Origin of the sequence: Citrobacter sp. Cpo032, assembly GCF_030332975.1 — a bacterium.
Taxonomy (GTDB): Bacteria; Pseudomonadota; Gammaproteobacteria; order Enterobacterales; family Enterobacteriaceae; genus Citrobacter; species Citrobacter portucalensis.
In genome coordinates this window covers 384,945-401,712 of the sequence record NZ_JAOWGU010000052.1, presented here as the reverse complement: position 1 = coordinate 401,712, position 16,768 = coordinate 384,945, and the positions used below count along the sequence as shown (strand labels likewise).

Below are 16,768 nucleotides of genomic sequence, written 5' to 3'. Positions count from 1 at the left end.
GACGTGCGATTCCCCAACCAACGTTTAGCACAGCTGTTTGCCATGTTGCAAAACGAAGCGCTTCCACAGGACGAGCTGGCGCAGCGGTTGTCGGTTTCCACACGCACCGTACGGGCGGATATCACCGCGCTAAACGCGCTGCTCACCCAGTATGGCGCACAGTTTGTCCTCAGCCGGGGTAATGGATATCAGCTCAAAATTGACGACCCGGCAAGCTTTCACACCCTGCAAACGCAGCAGCCCAATACGTTGCTGCGCATCCCACGCACCAGCCAGGAACGGATACACTGGCTGGTGGTACGTTTTCTGACATCGGCTTTCTCACTGAAGCTGGAAGATTTAGCTGATGAATGGTTTATCAGCCGAGCGACGCTGCAAAACGATATGGCTGAGGTGCGCGAGCATCTGCAACGGTATCATCTGACGCTGGAAACGCGTCCCCGTCACGGCATGAAGCTGTTCGGCAGCGAAATGGCGATCCGCGCCTGTTTGACCGATCTGCTGTGGACGCTGGCGCAGCAGGATCCGCAGCACCCGTTAGTGACGCAAGAAGCGCTGAATGCGGGGCTCCCTGAACAGTTGCAACCTGTTTTGCAGGACATTTTTGCCCGTTTCCATATTCGTCTGACCGATGAGGGCGAGCTGTTTTTACGCTTGTACTGCGCGGTGGCGGTACGGCGGATTAGCGAAGGATATCCACTCCCGGATTTTGCCGCAGAAGAAGCCGATCAATCGGTGTGCCTGGCCACGCGGGAAATCGCGGCGGTACTGCACCGCCTGGCAGACAAACCGCTTTCCGTTTCCGAAGAAAACTGGCTACAGGTGCATATTGCTGCCCGCCAGGTTCAGGAGATCGCGCCCAGTGCTATCAATGCGGATGATGACGAAGCGTTAGTCAATTACATCCTGCGTTTTATCAACACCCAGTACAACTACAACCTGTTGAATGATAAACAGTTGCATGCTGACCTGCTGACGCATATTAAGACGATGATCACCCGGGTGCGTTACCAGATAATGATCCCCAATCCGTTGTTGGAAAATATTAAACAGCACTACCCCATGGCGTGGGACATGACGCTGGCCGCCGTCTCGGGATGGGGAAAATATACGCCGTACACCATCAGTGAAAATGAGATTGGCTTCCTCGTGCTGCATATTGGCGTCGGGCTGGAGCGTAGTTACAACATCGGTTACCAGAGGCAGCCGAAGGTTCTGCTGGTATGCGATGCCGGAAATGCGATGGCGCGGATGATTGAAGCGGTACTGGCGCGTAAGTATCCGCAGATAGAGATCGTCGATACCGTAACGCTTCGTGACTACGAACAGCGGGAAAGCATCAGCGAAGATTTTGTCATCTCAACCGCGCGGATTGGTGAAAAAGATAAGCCGATGGTGATGATTGCGCCATTCCCTACCGATTATCAGCTGGAGCAGATTGGCAAACTGGTGCTGGTCGACAGAACCCGTCCGTGGATGTTGAACAAATTCTTCGATGCCGCCCATTTTCGTGTGATTGACGAGTCAATGGATCAACAAACGTTGTTCAAAACCTTATGCCGTCAGTTGCAGGATGAAGGTTTTGTCGATGCGGAGTTTCTTGATTCGGTGGTTGAGCGTGAGGCCATCGTCAGCACCATGCTGGGTGACAGCATTGCCTTGCCGCACGCCCTTGGTCTGCTGGCAAAGAAAACGGTGGTCTACACCATCCTCGCCCCGCAGGGTATCGCCTGGGGCGATGAAACGGCCCACGTGATCTTCTTGCTCGCTATCAGCAAGAGTGAATACGAAGAGGCGATGGCTATCTACGATATCTTCGTCACCTTCCTGCGCGAACGCGCGATGACGCGACTCTGCGCGTGCCGGAATTTCACCGAGTTCAAAGCGGTTGCGATGGAGTGTGTGAGCCGTTTTTGAGAGGCGTTATCCAGAATTCGATGTAATGCGAATGTAATGCTAAACTGCATTACACATTCGATTTTACTGGAGGCATAATGGCCACGCTGAACGTCCGTCTGGATGACAAACTCAAAAATGAGGCTTATGCCGTGCTGGAAAAACTGAATATTACTCCAACGGAAGCTGTGCGATTACTGTTTCAGTACGTCGCGGAAACGGGGCGCATGCCGGTGAAAACCGTCACCCTTAGCGACAGTGAAGATGCACTCATTCAGACAGTCCGGGAAAGGCTTGCCAGCCCGCAAAAGGGAATCAAGGTTAGTCTGGATGACTTATGAACTGGAATTCGACCCGAGAGCCTTAAAAGAGTGGCATAAACTGGGTGATACGGTGAAGACTCAGTTTAAGAAGAAGTTGGCCGACGTGTTGTTGAACCCCAGAATTGACTCTGCCCGTTTAAATGGTCTTCCTGACTGCTATAAAATTAAGCTTAAATCGTCCGGGTACCGTCTGGTGTACCAGGTTCGGGATGAGGTTGTGGTCGTGTTTGTTGTCGCGGTAGGTAAGCGAGAACATTCAGCCGTTTATCACGATGCAAACAAACGGCTTTAGCGATTAACGCAAATGATGTACAACCTGGTTGCTGCTACCGCGCCAGATCAGCGCCGGGTCTTTAAGATCCTGCACAAATTTACCATCGACCAGCACGTTGATGAGATCCACCACCTGCATTTGTGCGGCGTTGAGTTCATCAAGCTTGTAGCCGGTCCACACCCAGATATCTTTCCCCGGACACTCAGCGTGAATACGCTGTACCAGTTGCAGGATATCCGGCACGTTTTGCGGATGCAGCGGATCGCCGCCGGACAGCGAAATACCCTGGCGAGGGATTCGCGTGTCGTTCAGATCGGCAATGATCTTGTCTTCCATCTCTTTGGTAAACGGCTGGCCGGAATTGAGTCGCCAGGTGCTTTTGTTATAGCAGCCAGGGCATTCATGCACGCATCCCGACACAAACAGGGTGCAGCGGGTTCCTGGGCCGTTGACGATATCGACAGGATAGTATTGATGGTATCGCATTTTCGCTTCTCAATTGACGCCATTACTGCGTTGTCTGCGCTCGCTCACCCGGGTCACTTACTTATGTAAGCTCCCCGGGATTCGCTTGCTTGCCGCCTTGTCCTGGCGCCAATTGCTTTGCGAAAAGCGTCACATCGCCAGGCAATAATACTGTCGAAATTAACCGATCTGCCCATTACCTAAATGCTTAACGCGGCGCTTCACTTCTTCCTGCTTACCGGCGTTAAACGGACGAGCGTCCGGGCTGCCTAAATAACCGCATACGCGGCGAGTGACCGATACGCGCGCGGCGTCGTGGTTACCACATTTCGGGCAGGTAAAGCCTTTGCTGGTGCACTCGAACTCACCGGTAAAGCCGCACTCGTAGCATTCATCGATTGGCGTGTTGGTCCCGTAATACGGCACGTGCTGATAGCTGTAATCCCAGACGTCTTCCAGTGCTTTCAGGTTGTGCTGAATGTTCGGGTACTCGCCGTAGCAAATGAAACCTCCATTCGCCAGCGGCGGGTACGGCGCTTCAAAATCGATCTTGTCGTACGGGTTAACCTTTTTCTCCACGTCGAGGTGGAAGCTGTTGGTGTAGTAACCTTTGTCGGTAACACCCGGCACCACGCCAAACTCGGCGGTATCCAGACGGCAGAAACGATCGCACAGGTTTTCGCTTGGTGTACTGTACAGACTAAAGCCGTAGCCGGTTTCGTCTTTCCATTGATCGACCGCCTGACGCAGACGTTCCACAATGGCGATAGCTTTAGCCCGAAGCTGCTCGCTGTCGTACAAGTGTTTGTCGCCAAACAGCGCGTTGATGGTTTCGTGAATGCCGATGTAACCCAGAGAAATCGACGCGCGGCCGTTTTTAAAGATTTCTGACACGTCATCGTCTGCTTTCAGACGCACGCCGCAGGCCCCTTCCATATACAGGATTGGTGCAACGCGGGCCTTCACGCCTTCCAGACGCGCAATGCGGGTCATCAGCGCTTTACGCGCCAGGATCAGACGGTCGTCGAGCAGTTTCCAGAAGGTGGTTTCATCGCCATGAGCTTCCAGCGCGATACGAGGCAGGTTAAGGCTGATAACGCCGAGGTTGTTACGGCCATCGTGGACCTGTTCGCCGTTCTCGTTTTCCCATACGCCCAGGAAGCTGCGGCAGCCCATCGGCGTTTTGAAGGAGCCGGTCACTTTAACCACCTGATCGTAGTTCAGGATATCCGGATACATACGCTTGCTCGCGCACTCCAGCGCCAGCTGCTTGATGTCATAGTTCGGATCGCCAAACTTGTGGTTCAGACCGTCACGAATCGCAAACACCAGTTTCGGGAACACGGCGGTTTTACGATTTTTACCCAGGCCAGCAATGCGGTTACGCAGAATGGACTGCTGGATCAAACGCGATTCCCAGCTGGTTCCCAGGCCGAAACCGAAGGTAACGAACGGCGTCTGACCGTTGGCGGTATGCAGGGTATTCACTTCATACTCAAGGGACTGGAATGCGTCGTAGCACTCTTTCTCGGTACGGGAATGCGCATAACCGTCGGCATCTGGGATCTGCCACTCTTCAGCGGTTTTGCGATGCTTATTAAAGCTCTCGGTCACGAACGGTGCGAGAACTTCGTCAATACGGTTAATGGTGGTACCGCCATAAATATGGCTGGCAACCTGCGCGATAATTTGCGCGGTGACGGCCGTCGCGGTGGAGATGGATTTTGGCGGCTCAATCTCCGCGTTACCCATCTTAAAGCCCTGCGTCAGCATACCTTTCAGGTCGATCAGCATGCAGTTAAACATTGGGAAGAACGGAGAGTAGTCGAGATCGTGATAGTGAATATCACCACGCTCGTGCGCCTGGACGACATCACGCGGCAGCAGGTGTTGACGCGCATAGTGTTTGGCGACGATACCGGCCAGCAGGTCGCGCTGGGTCGGGATCACTTTGCTGTCTTTGTTGGCGTTTTCGTTCAGCAGAGCAGAGTTGGTTTGCTCAACCAGACCACGAATTTCCTGGTTCAGACGGCCACGTTTTTCACGCTGTATATCACGGTCGTGGCGATATTCGATGTACGCACGGGCGAGTTGCTTGTACGGACCAGACATCAGTTGGTTTTCTACCGCTGTCTGGATCTCGTTGATATCGACCTGGCTGCGCTCATTCATCTGGCTACTAACGACTTCTGCGACGGTGGCACAGTAATCTGCGTCATCGACTCCCGCTGCTTTAGCTGCACGCAGAATGGCTTCTTTGATGCGCTCTGATTTAAACGGCACTTTACAGCCATCTCGTTTCATCACATGCGGTGTCATGATCACTCCATATTTATAAGAACAGGTTATCCACAGAGGTTGGAGAAGCGGCCATGGCTTTATTCATCTATCTGGCCAATGACTTCCCGCAATCCTGACCCACTTTATCCACAATTCCACCGTTAAACGGTGCACTGTAGTTGTAGCAATTGTAGTCGATTAATACAACATATTGGGTCGGCGTGCATTTTAAGTTCTATATGTAGTGATTTGCATCAAGGATGTTTACGATTTATTTGATGTAGCGCAAAGTAAAAATCGGAGCGTACAGATGACGGGCAGTACAGCGATTGTAAATTGTGGGCAGAAAATTCTGATTAATTATTCAACAAAAACAGGAAGCTAAGCTAAGCGTATGTAGCAACGCCCGGTAGCGCTATGCGTACCGGGCCTGAACATAATTGCAAGCTATTTTTGCAACCACCAGACGGCCTCAAAAGGACGCAGTGTCATGTCCCCAGGTTGGCTGGCAACCTCGGCATAGTTGTGCATCAGCACCTGCCAGTTTCCGTCGGTCTGGGATGGCTGCCAGTTCTGGAAGGTATCGCTTAGATTGGCAATGACCAGCAGCCGCTGCCCTTGCCACTCTCGTTGATAGCACCACAGATGCGGGCTGTCCGGTAGCAGATCCTGGTAGTCGCCCCAGGTGATAACCGGCTCCGCTTTGCGCAAGGCGATCAGCTTCTGATAGGTGTAGAACACCGAGTCGGTATCGTTCAGTGCTGCCGCCACGTTGATGTCTGCTGCGTTGTCACACAGATTGATCCATGGCTCGCCGCGGGTGAAGCCCGCGTGTTTGCTGCTATCCCATTGCATCGGTGTGCGGCTGTTATCGCGTGATTTACTGGCGAGGATCGCCAGCAGTTCTTGCGCATCGCGTCCCTGGCCGTTCAACTCGGCAAACATGTTATGGCTTTCCACATCGCGATAATCGGTAATCTGGCGGAAGTGCGGGTTGGTCATGCCAATCTCTTCACCCTGGTAGATGTAGGGTGTGCCCTGCATGCCATGCAGCACCATCGCCAGCATTTTGGCCGACGGAACGCGGTATTTACCTTGATCGCCAAAACGCGACACGATGCGTGGCTGATCGTGGTTACACCAGAACAGCGCGTTCCATGCCTGATTGTGCATGCCCTGCTGCCAGTGGTGGAACAGGGCTTTTAGCGCCACATAATCGGGTTTTGCTAACGTCCACTTCTCACCGTTGGGGTAATCTACTTTCAGGTGGTGGAAGTTAAAGGTCATCGACAGTTCACTACCATCTTGTGCGGCGTACTGCTGGCAATGTTCAAGCGTAGTGGAAGACATTTCGCCGACCGTCATCAGGTTGCGTGGGGTAAAAACATCGCGGTTCATCTCACGCAAAAATTCATGCGCGCGTGGGCCGTCGGTATAAAAACGGCGTCCATCGCCGTCGGGGTCGTTCGGGAAGTCCTGATCTTTAGAGATAAGATTCACCACGTCGAGGCGCAGTCCGTCCACGCCGCGATCGGCCCAGAACTCGCACACTTTCTTTAACTCGGCGCGGACCGCCGGGTTTTCCCAGTTCAGGTCGGCTTGTTCCGGAGCAAAGAGGTGTAGATAGTACTGCTCGCTTTCGGCGTGCCAGCCCCAGGCGTTGCCGCCAAACTTGGAGCGCCAGTTATTTGGCGGGCAGTCTGGCGTGCCGTCGCGCCAGAAATAAAACTGACGATACGGGCTGTCTTTATCCAGCGCTTCACGAAACCAGGCGTGCTGGGTTGAGGTGTGGTTAAACACCATGTCGAGAATAATACGGATGCCGCGCGCTTTCGCCTGCGCCACCAGTTCGTCAAAGTCTTCCAGCGTGCCGTAGGCCGGATCGACAGACGTGTAGTCTGCGACGTCGTAACCGTTATCAACCTGCGGTGAAATATAGAACGGCGTCAGCCAGATGGCATCAACGCCCAGCTTTTGCAGATAGTCGAGGCGCTGCGTCACGCCGCGTAAATCTCCGGTGCCGCTGCCGGTGGTGTCCTGAAAACTCTTGGGGTAAACCTGATAGATAACGCCGTTTTGCCACCAGTGGGGAATATTCATGGTTGTTTCCTGGAAATACGCTGGGGCGCAACTGCGCCCCGAAGAAAAGTTAGACAATCTGTAATGTGCCCAGACGGTGTTTACGCTGGTAAACGAATGAGGTCAGTACCATTGGGATGACAATCGCAATGACCATCGCCATGCCAAAGACCTGCCAGTAAGTCGGCTGGATGGAGAGGATGCCCGGCAAACCGCCGACGCCAATCCCGTTCGCCAGCACACCGTTCAGGCCGCACAGCAGTCCGGCGAGACCGGAGCCGATCATCGCGCACAGCATTGGGAAGCGGTATTTCAGGTTGATCCCGTACATCGCTGGTTCAGTTACCCCGAGATAGGCGGAGATCGCGGCAGGAACGGAAATTTCACGTTCGTTGTGTTTGCGACTGGAGATAATGATCCCGACCACCGCAGAGGCCTGAGCGATATTCGACAGGGCGATCAGTGGCCATACCGGCGTGCCGCCCATGCTCTGAATCATCTGCATGTCGATAGCCAGCGTGGTCTGATGCACACCGGTGATCACCAGCGGGGCGTACAGGAAGCCGAACAGCGCCGCGCCAATCGGAGCAAAACTGCCGGTCAGCAGATGACGGACCGCAAACGCGACACCGTCGCCAATCATGCGGCCAAATGGACCGATAAAGGCGTGCGCAAGGAATACCGCAAGGATCAGCGAGCACACCGGGACGATCACCAGATACAGGTAATCCGGGACGATGCGCTTCATGCGTGTTTCAATAAACCCGAGCGCCAGCCCGGCCAACAGTGCCGGAATGACCTGCGCCTGGTAGCCCACTTTCTCAATGCTGAACAGGCCGAAGTTCCACACGTCCGGCACCTGCTGACCGAGCAAATAGGCGTTCATCAGTTGCGGAGAAACCAGGGTCACGCCCAGCACAATACCGAGGATCGGCGTACCGCCCATTTTCTTGACCGCCGACCAACAAATCCCGACCGGCAAATAGAAGAAGATCGCTTCGCCAATCAGCCACAGGAAGTCATAGAGGGTTTTCAGCGAAGGATGCATCTGCGCCAGCGTCTGCCCGTTACTCATGGGCAGATCGCCGATCACGTTACGGAAACCTAAGATCAGGCCGCCGCTAATCAGTGCTGGCAGCAGAGGGAAGAAGATCTCCGCGAAGTGAGAAATCAACTGCTCGTGCCATTTCATATTCTGCCGCGCCGCTTTCTTTGCCTGCTCTTTGTCGGCGCTGGCCTGACCGGTTGTCGCCAACAGCGCTTTGTAGTAATCGCCCACCTCGGTGCCAATTACCACCTGAAACTGCCCGGCGTTGGTGAAGCAGCCTTTGACCATTGGCAACAATTCGATCTCTTTCGGCCTGGCGTTTGCAGGCTGATTCAGCACAAAACGCAGGCGAGTAATGCAGTGACTCACCGTAGCGATATTGTCGCGCCCGCCAACCAGCTCAATTAGCCGGTCGATGTCTGCTTGTTTTATTTTGCTCATGATGGTGTGTGTTCCCCGTAGACCGGAAAAGACGCTGTTGCGTCGTCATTCGGCAACTCTCTCGTTGTTGGCGCCAGAGTATATCTTCGATGAATATTTAAAAATGGGAACGTTCCCGAAACGCAGCGAAGATCACAAATTAATGCTCAGAAAGCGATCAGGAGAGGGTGGAAGGAATAACGATTTGTCGTGGTTCGCTACGGCCGTTGATCTGTTCGATCAGCTGCGAGGCCGCTTGTCGCCCGGCTTCGGCGTATCCTGGATCGACGGTGATAATTTCCGGATGGAGGAATTTCATCAGCGGCGTGCTGCCCACGCTCGCCAGCTGCAGGTTCTCAATCCGCTGCTCCTGCAGGTATTTGCTGACGCCAAGGGCAAGGGTATCCGTCGCACAGACTAAAGCGGTGGTTTCCGGGGTGATGACGTTGGCGGCCTGCTCATAGCCCTGCTTCATGGCCAGACCCGGCAGCGCGGCCACAGGATGCAGTTTATGTTTTTTACAGAATGCCAGGTAGGCCTCATGGCGGCGTTTACCAGTGGTCACATCGCTATGCGGAACACCAAGAAAGCTAATATGGCGATGCTCGCGTTCGTATAAACGCTGCATCAGGGTACGAATGGCACCCTCATCGTCATAGCAGACGGAGGCAAAGCCTTTTGCATCTCTTGCCAGCAGCACCAGAGAATCTTGCCAGGAGGCGAGCATGGCTTCAGTAATGCCGGTAAAACCAAACAGCACCACGCCATCAATGTTGCGGCGTCTGAGCATGCCGAGATGTTCTTCAACCAGCTCGGGCGAGAACTGGCTTTCCATCATGATTGGATCGTAGCCCTGTTCATAAAAGGCGGGCAGCATGGTCTGCACGGCGAGATTTTCCGAAAGCGAGTCCAGACGCGTGACGATAATCGCCACCACCTTGTCGCTTTGTCCGCGCATAGCGCGTGCGGAGCGGGAAGGGGAAAAACCGTGCTGATTCATCACCGCCTCAACGCGTTCGCGGGTGCGTTCACTCACGCCGCTTTCATTGTTGAGCACACGGGAAACGGTTGATTTTCCCACACCGCTTAAGCGGGCGATGTCTTTAATGGTCAGCCGATTTTGCATCCTGTTTTCCCGTGTTGCGTGTGAAGTTATGCCAAATAGAGAATAACTTTACTCAAGCGGGGCGCAATGGGCAAAGTCTGGTATACGTTTGGTTTAGTTTCCATGGTTTATCATACCGCCATAATTGCCACAAACCTTATGGTTTTCTGCGTATAATCCGCGACGCAAATCATTCACTTACCGGAGGCTATATGGATCCCGATCCCACCCCTCTCCCGAGATGGAGAAACAACCCTTTCCGGTAAGCCTGTCTTTCACTGTCTTACCGGAGCAGTAAGACAGTGACGTTCTGACGTCCCTGTTGTGATTTTAATATTGCCACCAGGCAAGGCTTTGCCACGCCTGAAGGATTTACTGCGCCTGTTTATACAGGTGCAGAGGGACTGCCTATGTTCAAAAATATGACCCGCCAGCTGTTTGCCCGGCTAAACCGCCATTTACCGCATCGTCTGGTGCATCGTGATCCATTGCCGAATGCTCAGACCGTTGCCAGCACGCCGATCCCGCCATCGCTAAGCGAACATTGCCTGAAAATGGCGCTGATGGACGAAGACGCGCTGTGGAAAACGTTCGGCGCTCATCCGGAAGGCTTAAACGCCGCAGAAGTCGAGAACGCCCGCGAAATACATGGCGAAAACCAGTTGCCGGCGCAGAAGCCGTCGCCCTGGTGGGTGCATCTGTGGGTCTGCTACCGCAATCCGTTTAATATACTGCTGACCATTCTCGGGGCGATTTCCTATGCCACCGAAGATCTGTTTGCCGCTGGCGTCATCGCCCTGATGGTCGTCATCTCTACGCTGCTGAATTTTGTGCAAGAGGCGCGTTCCACCAAAGCGGCTGATGCGCTGAAAGCGATGGTCAGCAACACCGCCACGGTGCTGCGCGTCATCAACGAGAAAGGGGAGAACGGCTGGGTTGAACTGCCGATCGACCAGTTGGTTCCCGGCGATGTCATCAAGCTGGCGGCAGGGGATATGATCCCGGCCGATCTGCGCGTGGTGCAGGCTCGTGACCTGTTCGTCGCCCAGGCTTCGCTGACCGGTGAATCGCTGCCGGTGGAGAAAGTGGCAACCAGTCGCGATCCGCAGCAAAGCAACCCGCTGGAATGCGATACCCTGTGCTTTATGGGCACCAACGTGGTGAGCGGCACGGCGCAGGCCATCGTGATTTCAACCGGAGCTAATACCTGGTTCGGGCAACTGGCCGGTCGCGTCAGCGAGCAGGAAAGCGAGCAGAATGCCTTCCAGAAAGGGATCAGCCGCGTCAGCATGCTGCTGATCCGCTTTATGCTGGTGATGGCGCCCATCGTGCTTATCATAAACGGCTACACCAAAGGAGACTGGTGGGAAGCGGCGCTGTTTGCCCTGTCTGTGGCGGTGGGACTGACACCGGAAATGCTGCCGATGATCGTCACCTCGACGCTGGCGCGTGGGGCGGTGAAGCTGTCCAAACAAAAGGTTATCGTTAAACACCTCGACGCTATCCAGAACTTTGGCGCAATGGATATTCTGTGCACCGATAAAACCGGCACCCTGACTCAGGATAAAATTGTACTTGAGAATCATACGGATATCTCTGGAAAGCCCAGCGAACATGTCCTGCATTCTGCGTGGCTGAACAGCCATTATCAGACCGGGCTGAAGAATCTGCTGGATACGGCGGTGCTGGAAGGTGTGGACGAAGAATCAGCCCGCCAGCTCTCGACTCGCTGGCAGAAAATCGATGAGATCCCGTTTGATTTTGAACGTCGCCGCATGTCGGTAGTGGTGGCAGAAGAAACCGATGTGCATCAGCTGGTCTGTAAAGGGGCGCTACAGGAGATCCTCAGCGTATGTACCCAGGTGCGTCACAACGGTGAGATAGTCCCGTTAGATGACAACATGCTGCGTCGGGTGAAACGCGTTACGGACACGCTGAACCGCCAGGGGCTGCGTGTGGTGGCGGTGGCGACGAAATACCTGCCAGCGCGTGAAGGTGATTACCAGCGTATTGATGAATCAGATCTGATCCTCGAAGGCTATATTGCGTTCCTCGATCCGCCGAAAGAGACCACCGCACCTGCGCTTAAAGCGCTGAAAGCCAGCGGCATTACGGTGAAAATCCTCACTGGCGATAGTGAACTGGTGGCGGCAAAAGTGTGTCACGAAGTGGGCCTGGATGCGGGCGATGTGGTTATCGGTAGCAGCATTGAAGGGTTAAGCGATGATGAGCTGGCTCGGCTTGCTCAGCGCACCACGCTGTTTGCCCGTCTGACGCCAATGCACAAAGAGCGCATTGTCACGCTGCTCAAGCGCGAAGGCCATGTGGTCGGCTTTATGGGCGATGGTATAAACGATGCCCCGGCGCTGCGTGCGGCGGACATTGGTATCTCCGTTGACGGCGCGGTTGATATTGCGCGTGAAGCGGCGGATATCATCCTGCTGGAAAAGAGCCTGATGGTGCTGGAAGAAGGGGTGATTGAAGGACGCCGTACCTTCTCTAACATGCTGAAGTACATCAAAATGACGGCCAGTTCAAACTTCGGTAACGTGTTTAGCGTGCTGGTGGCGAGCGCCTTCTTACCGTTCCTGCCGATGTTACCGCTGCACTTACTGATTCAGAACCTGCTGTACGATGTATCCCAGGTGGCGATTCCGTTTGATAACGTCGACGAAGAGCAGATCAAAAAGCCGCAGCGCTGGAATCCCAGCGAATTGGGCCGCTTTATGATCTTCTTTGGACCGATCAGCTCGATCTTCGACATTCTGACCTTTTGCCTGATGTGGTTCGTCTTCCATGCCAATACGCCTGAACATCAGACGTTGTTCCAGTCTGGCTGGTTCGTGGTGGGCCTGCTGTCGCAAACGTTGATTGTGCATATGATTCGTACCCGTCGCGTGCCGTTCATCCAGAGCCGCGCCGCGTGGCCGCTGATGCTGATGACGCTGGTGGTGATGGTCGTCGGCATTGCATTACCCTTCTCGCCGCTGGCCAGCTATCTGCAATTGCAGGCATTGCCGCTGAGCTACTTCCCGTGGCTGATTGCGATTCTGGCGGGTTACATGACATTGACTCAATTAGTGAAAGGTTTTTATAGCCGTCGCTACGGCTGGCAGTAAACATCAAACGCCTCAGCAGGATGGTGTTAATACCATCCTGCATTCCTCATTTTCATTCGAAGATATTACCTCGCAACATTAGTGTTTTATTTTTATTGAAATGCTAACGGGTGTTATTAGTATCAAATCGCCTTCCTTGCGTTGTTTCTTTATCAATAAAACGATCTGCATTGCAAAAATGAAACAGTGTGCTAAAAATTTTAAGCGTCTGCGATTTTTTGTGAACGCAGTCATCGAAATAAATTGTTACACCAGTTAGTCTGCGCAGGTAACGTCGTTAAGAAAGTTTCTCGCTGCCCGTTTTTAATTCCGGCAGTCATTTGCTCTGCAAGCTATTCCTGTTAATGGATATTATGAACTTCTGGAGAAGGACAAATGAAACTGACAAAAAACCTGTTAAGTCTGTGTATTGGCGCGTCTGTATTCCTGGCGAGTCATGCAACGCTGGCACAAACTTTTCGCGCCGCAGATGTGCATCCGGCTGATTACCCGAACGTTGTCGCAGTGAAACATATGGGGGAAAAACTTAGCGCTGCGACCGACGGCCGTCTGGAGATTAAAACATTTCCTGGTGGCGTGTTAGGCGATGAAAAACAGATGATTGAACAGGCGCAATTAGGCGCTATCGATATTATTCGTGTCTCAATGACGCCTGTTGCCGCCATTCTCCCTGAAATTAACGTGTTTACCCTGCCATATATTTTCCGCGATGAGGACCATCTGCATAAGGTTCTCGACGGCATGATTGGTCAGGAGATTGGCGATCGTCTGACGGCCAATACCAAATCGCGGCTGGTGTTTCTCGGCTGGATGGATGCCGGCACGCGTAACCTGATCACCAAAAATCCGGTGGTGAAACCGGAAGATTTACACGGTATGAAAATCCGTGTTCAAGGAAGTCCGATAGCGCTGGATACCCTGAAAGCGATGGGCGCTAACTCCGTTGTCATGGGCGTCAGTGAAGTATTTAGCGGCATGCAGACCGGCGTTATTGATGGCACGGAAAATAACCCGCCAACGTTTGTTGCGCATAACTATTTGCCGGTCGTGAAAAACTATACCTGGAGCAAACACTTTATTATTCCTGAGCTTTTTCTGTTTTCGAAAGCTAAATGGGATAAGTTGAAAAAAGAAGATCAGGATCTCATTATTAAACTCGCCAAGGAAGCACAGATAGAGCAACGAAAACTTTGGCAGGATTATAATGCGAAATCACTGGAGACCATGAAAGCCAACGGCGTTCAGTTCCACGATATTGATACGGATTATTTCTATAAAGCCACGCAGTCAGTGCGGGATAATTATGGTAAAGACCACCAGGATTTGATCAAACGTATTCAGGATGTGAAGTAATTCATCAGGTGGAGGATATCAACCCTCCGCCTGAATCTTTTGATTAATTCGAGGTGATAATTATGGGTGAATGCTATTCATCGGTAATGGATTTTCTTTATCGGGTGTCAATGTGGATTGCCGGTATCGCATTATTGGTCATGGTCGCCATTATCCCCATTGGCATATTCGCGCGTTATGTTCTGAATAACGCCCTGTCATGGCCTGAACCCGTCGCTATTCTCTGTATGGTGACATTCACCTTTATTGGCGCGGCGGTGAGCTATCGTGCAGGCTCGCATATCGCGGTGAGCATGGTGATTGACCGTCTGGGGGATGCTTCCCGCCGTTATTGCTCGGTAATCGCTGACGTTATGTTGGTGGCGATAAGTCTGTTCATTCTGTGGTACGGAACCAATCTCTGTCTTGAACTGTGGGACCAGCCTGTGGCGGAATTCCCGCTTTTAAGCGCCGGGCAAAACTATCTTCCGTTGCCGATAGGCTCTGCCATAACGCTGCTGTTTATCGCTGAAAAGATTTTCCGTGGTCCGCAGTACCAACGTCCCGTTGTCATGCTGGGATCGACCAGCTAGTTACCGCCCCCATTTCAGAAAGGAAAGCAGATGGATGCATTTATTCTCGTCTTTACGCTCGGCATTATGCTGGCGATTGGGGTACCGGTAGCGTACGCAGTTGGCATTAGCGCCATCATTGGGGCCTGGTACATAGATATTCCACTGGAAGCGGTAATGATCCAACTGACCAGTGGGGTGAATAAGTTTTCGCTGCTGGCGATCCCATTCTTTATTCTGGCCGGGGCTATTATGGCCGAAGGGGGAATTGCGCGGCGACTGGTGAACTTTGCCTATATTTTTGTTGGTTTTATCCGCGGCGGACTGTCGCTGGTAAATATTGTGGCATCAACCTTTTTTGGTGCTATTTCCGGATCGTCGGTGGCTGATACCGCGTCCATTGGTTCGGTAATGATCCCGGAGATGGATAAAAAAGGTTATCCGCGTGACTTTGCCGCAGCGGTAACGGCCAGCGGTTCGGTGCAGGCGATTCTTACGCCGCCCAGCCATAACTCGGTTATCTACTCGCTGGCAACCGGTGGCACGGTGTCGATTGCCGCGCTGTTCATCGCCGGGATCCTGCCGGGGCTGCTGTTAAGCCTCAGCCTGATGGTGATGTGCGTGGCTTTTGCGCACAAGCGCGGTTATCCAAAAGGAGAACGTGTACCGTTTCGCCAGGCACTGAAGATTTTCGTTGATACGCTGTGGGGCCTGATGACCGTTGTGATCATCATGGGCGGTATCCTGTCAGGTATCTTTACCGCAACGGAGTCTGCGGCAATTGCCTGCCTGTGGGCCTTCTTTGTCACCATGTTTATCTATCGTGACTATAAATGGTCTGAGCTGCCGAAGCTGATGTTCCGCACGGTGAAAACGGTCACTATCGTCATGATCCTGATAGGCTTTGCCGCCGCGTTCGGTGCTGTCATGACTTATATGCAGTTGCCGATGCGTATCACTGAAGCCTTCACCAGCATCTCGGACAACAAATACGTCATCCTGATGTGTATTAACATCATGCTGCTGCTGATCGGTACGCTGATGGATATGGCACCGCTGATCCTCATTCTGACGCCGGTTCTGCTGCCGGTGACCAACGCGCTCGGCATTGATCCGGTTCATTTTGGCATGATCATGCTGGTGAACTTAGGGATCGGCCTGATTACGCCGCCGGTAGGGTCGGTGCTGTTTGTGGCCAGTGCGGTGAGTAAACAGAAAATAGAGCAGGTGGTGAAGGCGATGTTGCCATTCTACCTTGTGCTATTCCTGGTGCTGATGCTCGTGACGTACATTCCGGCGATTTCGCTGTTCCTGCCGAAACTGTTTGGTGTGATGTGATAAATGCCCGGTGGCGCTCGCGCTTACCGGGCCTGTAAACGACCCGTGCATTGGCCGGACGAGGCGAAGCCGCCATCCGGCACAAGGAGACTTAGCGACGAACGGCGATCGCTTCAATCTCGATTTTCACGTCTTTCGGCAGACGGGCAACTTCTACGCAAGAACGCGCAGGGAAGGTCGCGTTGTGTTCGGTGAAGAACGCTTCGTAGGTCGCGTTTACAGTTGCGAAATCGTTCAGGTCTTTTACGAAGACGGTCGTTTTTACGATGTCGCCCACTTTCAGGCCTGCTGCTTCAACGATAGCTTTTACGTTTTCCAGCGACTGACGTGCCTGAGCGGACACGTCTTCCGCTACGGCACCGGTTTTCGGATCGACCGGGATCTGACCGGAAGTGATTACCATGCTACCCAGGTCAAAGCCCTGAACGTATGGGCCGATTGCTGCTGGTGCATTTTCCGTCGCGATAGTCTTGCTCATGATTTCTCCTGAATTACAGCGGTAGTAGAATGTTCCCGC

The 16,768-nt window shown here is 53.2% G+C and carries 14 protein-coding genes; 8 read left to right on the top strand and 6 right to left on the bottom strand.

Annotated elements, in window-relative coordinates; translation table 11 throughout:
- Positions 1-3: 3 nt before the first annotated feature.
- The 3 genes from OGY33_RS23850 to OGY33_RS23840 all read left to right on the top strand — a co-directional run bounded on the left by OGY33_RS23850 (position 4) and on the right by OGY33_RS23840 (position 2,511).
- Positions 4-1,917, top strand: a complete 1,914-nt coding sequence (locus OGY33_RS23850; RefSeq protein ID WP_191238906.1) for a BglG family transcription antiterminator — start codon at positions 4-6, stop codon at positions 1,915-1,917.
- Between the two features lie 77 nt (positions 1,918-1,994).
- Positions 1,995-2,237 carry a type II toxin-antitoxin system RelB/DinJ family antitoxin gene (locus OGY33_RS23845; RefSeq protein ID WP_003830370.1) on the top strand — a complete coding sequence of 81 codons (243 nt, stop codon included), beginning with the start codon at positions 1,995-1,997 and terminating at the stop codon, positions 2,235-2,237.
- Positions 2,227-2,511, top strand: a complete 285-nt coding sequence (locus OGY33_RS23840) for a type II toxin-antitoxin system RelE family toxin (protein ID WP_048227188.1) — start codon at positions 2,227-2,229, stop codon at positions 2,509-2,511. Before OGY33_RS23845 ends, OGY33_RS23840 begins: the two co-directional genes overlap by 11 nt.
- A gap of 3 nt (positions 2,512-2,514) precedes the next feature.
- Here OGY33_RS23840 and nrdG read toward each other — a convergent pair whose 3' ends face one another.
- The 5 genes from nrdG to treR all read right to left on the bottom strand — a co-directional run bounded on the left by nrdG (position 2,515) and on the right by treR (position 9,911).
- On the bottom strand, positions 2,515-2,979 hold the full coding sequence (gene nrdG, locus OGY33_RS23835; RefSeq protein WP_048227187.1) for an anaerobic ribonucleoside-triphosphate reductase-activating protein: 465 nt from the start codon (positions 2,977-2,979) through the stop codon (positions 2,515-2,517).
- 159 nt (positions 2,980-3,138) lie between these two features.
- Positions 3,139-5,277 (bottom strand): anaerobic ribonucleoside-triphosphate reductase, encoded by a 2,139-nt coding sequence (gene nrdD / locus OGY33_RS23830; protein WP_048215057.1) that lies wholly within the window; start codon positions 5,275-5,277, stop codon positions 3,139-3,141.
- A gap of 408 nt (positions 5,278-5,685) precedes the next feature.
- Positions 5,686-7,338: an alpha,alpha-phosphotrehalase gene (gene treC, locus OGY33_RS23825; RefSeq protein WP_191238905.1), complete on the bottom strand. Its 1,653-nt coding sequence runs from the start codon at positions 7,336-7,338 to the stop codon at positions 5,686-5,688.
- A gap of 49 nt (positions 7,339-7,387) precedes the next feature.
- Positions 7,388-8,806, bottom strand: a complete 1,419-nt coding sequence (gene treB / locus OGY33_RS23820; protein ID WP_048215055.1) for a PTS trehalose transporter subunit IIBC — start codon at positions 8,804-8,806, stop codon at positions 7,388-7,390.
- A gap of 157 nt (positions 8,807-8,963) precedes the next feature.
- Positions 8,964-9,911, bottom strand: coding sequence for a trehalose operon repressor TreR (gene treR / locus OGY33_RS23815; protein ID WP_032942194.1), 948 nt, complete (start codon positions 9,909-9,911; stop codon positions 8,964-8,966).
- Between the two features lie 191 nt (positions 9,912-10,102).
- Between treR and mgtL the strand changes: the two genes are divergently transcribed.
- The 5 genes from mgtL (at position 10,103) to OGY33_RS23795 (ending at position 16,251) form a co-directional block, all read left to right on the top strand.
- Entirely contained in the window at positions 10,103-10,156 is a 54-nt protein-coding gene (gene mgtL / locus OGY33_RS24525) for a mgtA regulatory leader peptide MgtL (protein WP_223240846.1), read from the top strand.
- Positions 10,157-10,300: 144 nt separating this feature from the next.
- Positions 10,301-13,009, top strand: coding sequence for a magnesium-translocating P-type ATPase (gene mgtA, locus OGY33_RS23810; protein WP_048215054.1), 2,709 nt, complete (start codon positions 10,301-10,303; stop codon positions 13,007-13,009).
- 375 nt (positions 13,010-13,384) lie between these two features.
- Complete coding sequence (locus tag OGY33_RS23805) at positions 13,385-14,362, top strand: TRAP transporter substrate-binding protein (RefSeq protein WP_048215053.1); 978 nt, start codon at positions 13,385-13,387, stop codon at positions 14,360-14,362.
- A gap of 62 nt (positions 14,363-14,424) precedes the next feature.
- The gene (locus tag OGY33_RS23800) at positions 14,425-14,934 is read left to right on the top strand and encodes a TRAP transporter small permease (protein ID WP_020996255.1); all 510 of its coding nucleotides are present in this window, start codon (positions 14,425-14,427) and stop codon (positions 14,932-14,934) included.
- A gap of 30 nt (positions 14,935-14,964) precedes the next feature.
- Positions 14,965-16,251 carry a TRAP transporter large permease gene (locus OGY33_RS23795; RefSeq protein WP_003830349.1) on the top strand — a complete coding sequence of 429 codons (1,287 nt, stop codon included), beginning with the start codon at positions 14,965-14,967 and terminating at the stop codon, positions 16,249-16,251.
- Between the two features lie 91 nt (positions 16,252-16,342).
- Here the strand turns inward: OGY33_RS23795 and ridA are convergent, their stop codons facing one another.
- On the bottom strand, positions 16,343-16,729 hold the full coding sequence (gene ridA, locus OGY33_RS23790; RefSeq protein ID WP_191238904.1) for a 2-iminobutanoate/2-iminopropanoate deaminase: 387 nt from the start codon (positions 16,727-16,729) through the stop codon (positions 16,343-16,345).
- Positions 16,730-16,768 lie beyond the last annotated feature (39 nt).

What these genes read in the sequence shown, in the direction of transcription:
- OGY33_RS23845 (WP_003830370.1), top strand. Translation starts at nt 1,995, where the DNA reads ATGGCCACGCTGAACGTCCGTCTGGATGACAAACTCAAAAATGAGGCT.
- OGY33_RS23840 (WP_048227188.1), top strand. Translation starts at nt 2,227, where the DNA reads ATGACTTATGAACTGGAATTCGACCCGAGAGCCTTAAAAGAGTGGCAT.
- nrdG (WP_048227187.1), bottom strand. Translation starts at nt 2,979, where the DNA reads ATGCGATACCATCAATACTATCCTGTCGATATCGTCAACGGCCCAGGA.
- nrdD (WP_048215057.1), bottom strand. Translation starts at nt 5,277, where the DNA reads ATGACACCGCATGTGATGAAACGAGATGGCTGTAAAGTGCCGTTTAAA.
- treC (WP_191238905.1), bottom strand. Translation starts at nt 7,338, where the DNA reads ATGAATATTCCCCACTGGTGGCAAAACGGCGTTATCTATCAGGTTTAC.
- treB (WP_048215055.1), bottom strand. Translation starts at nt 8,806, where the DNA reads ATGAGCAAAATAAAACAAGCAGACATCGACCGGCTAATTGAGCTGGTT.
- treR (WP_032942194.1), bottom strand. Translation starts at nt 9,911, where the DNA reads ATGCAAAATCGGCTGACCATTAAAGACATCGCCCGCTTAAGCGGTGTG.
- mgtA (WP_048215054.1), top strand. Translation starts at nt 10,301, where the DNA reads ATGTTCAAAAATATGACCCGCCAGCTGTTTGCCCGGCTAAACCGCCAT.
- OGY33_RS23805 (WP_048215053.1), top strand. Translation starts at nt 13,385, where the DNA reads ATGAAACTGACAAAAAACCTGTTAAGTCTGTGTATTGGCGCGTCTGTA.
- OGY33_RS23800 (WP_020996255.1), top strand. Translation starts at nt 14,425, where the DNA reads ATGGGTGAATGCTATTCATCGGTAATGGATTTTCTTTATCGGGTGTCA.
- OGY33_RS23795 (WP_003830349.1), top strand. Translation starts at nt 14,965, where the DNA reads ATGGATGCATTTATTCTCGTCTTTACGCTCGGCATTATGCTGGCGATT.
- ridA (WP_191238904.1), bottom strand. Translation starts at nt 16,729, where the DNA reads ATGAGCAAGACTATCGCGACGGAAAATGCACCAGCAGCAATCGGCCCA.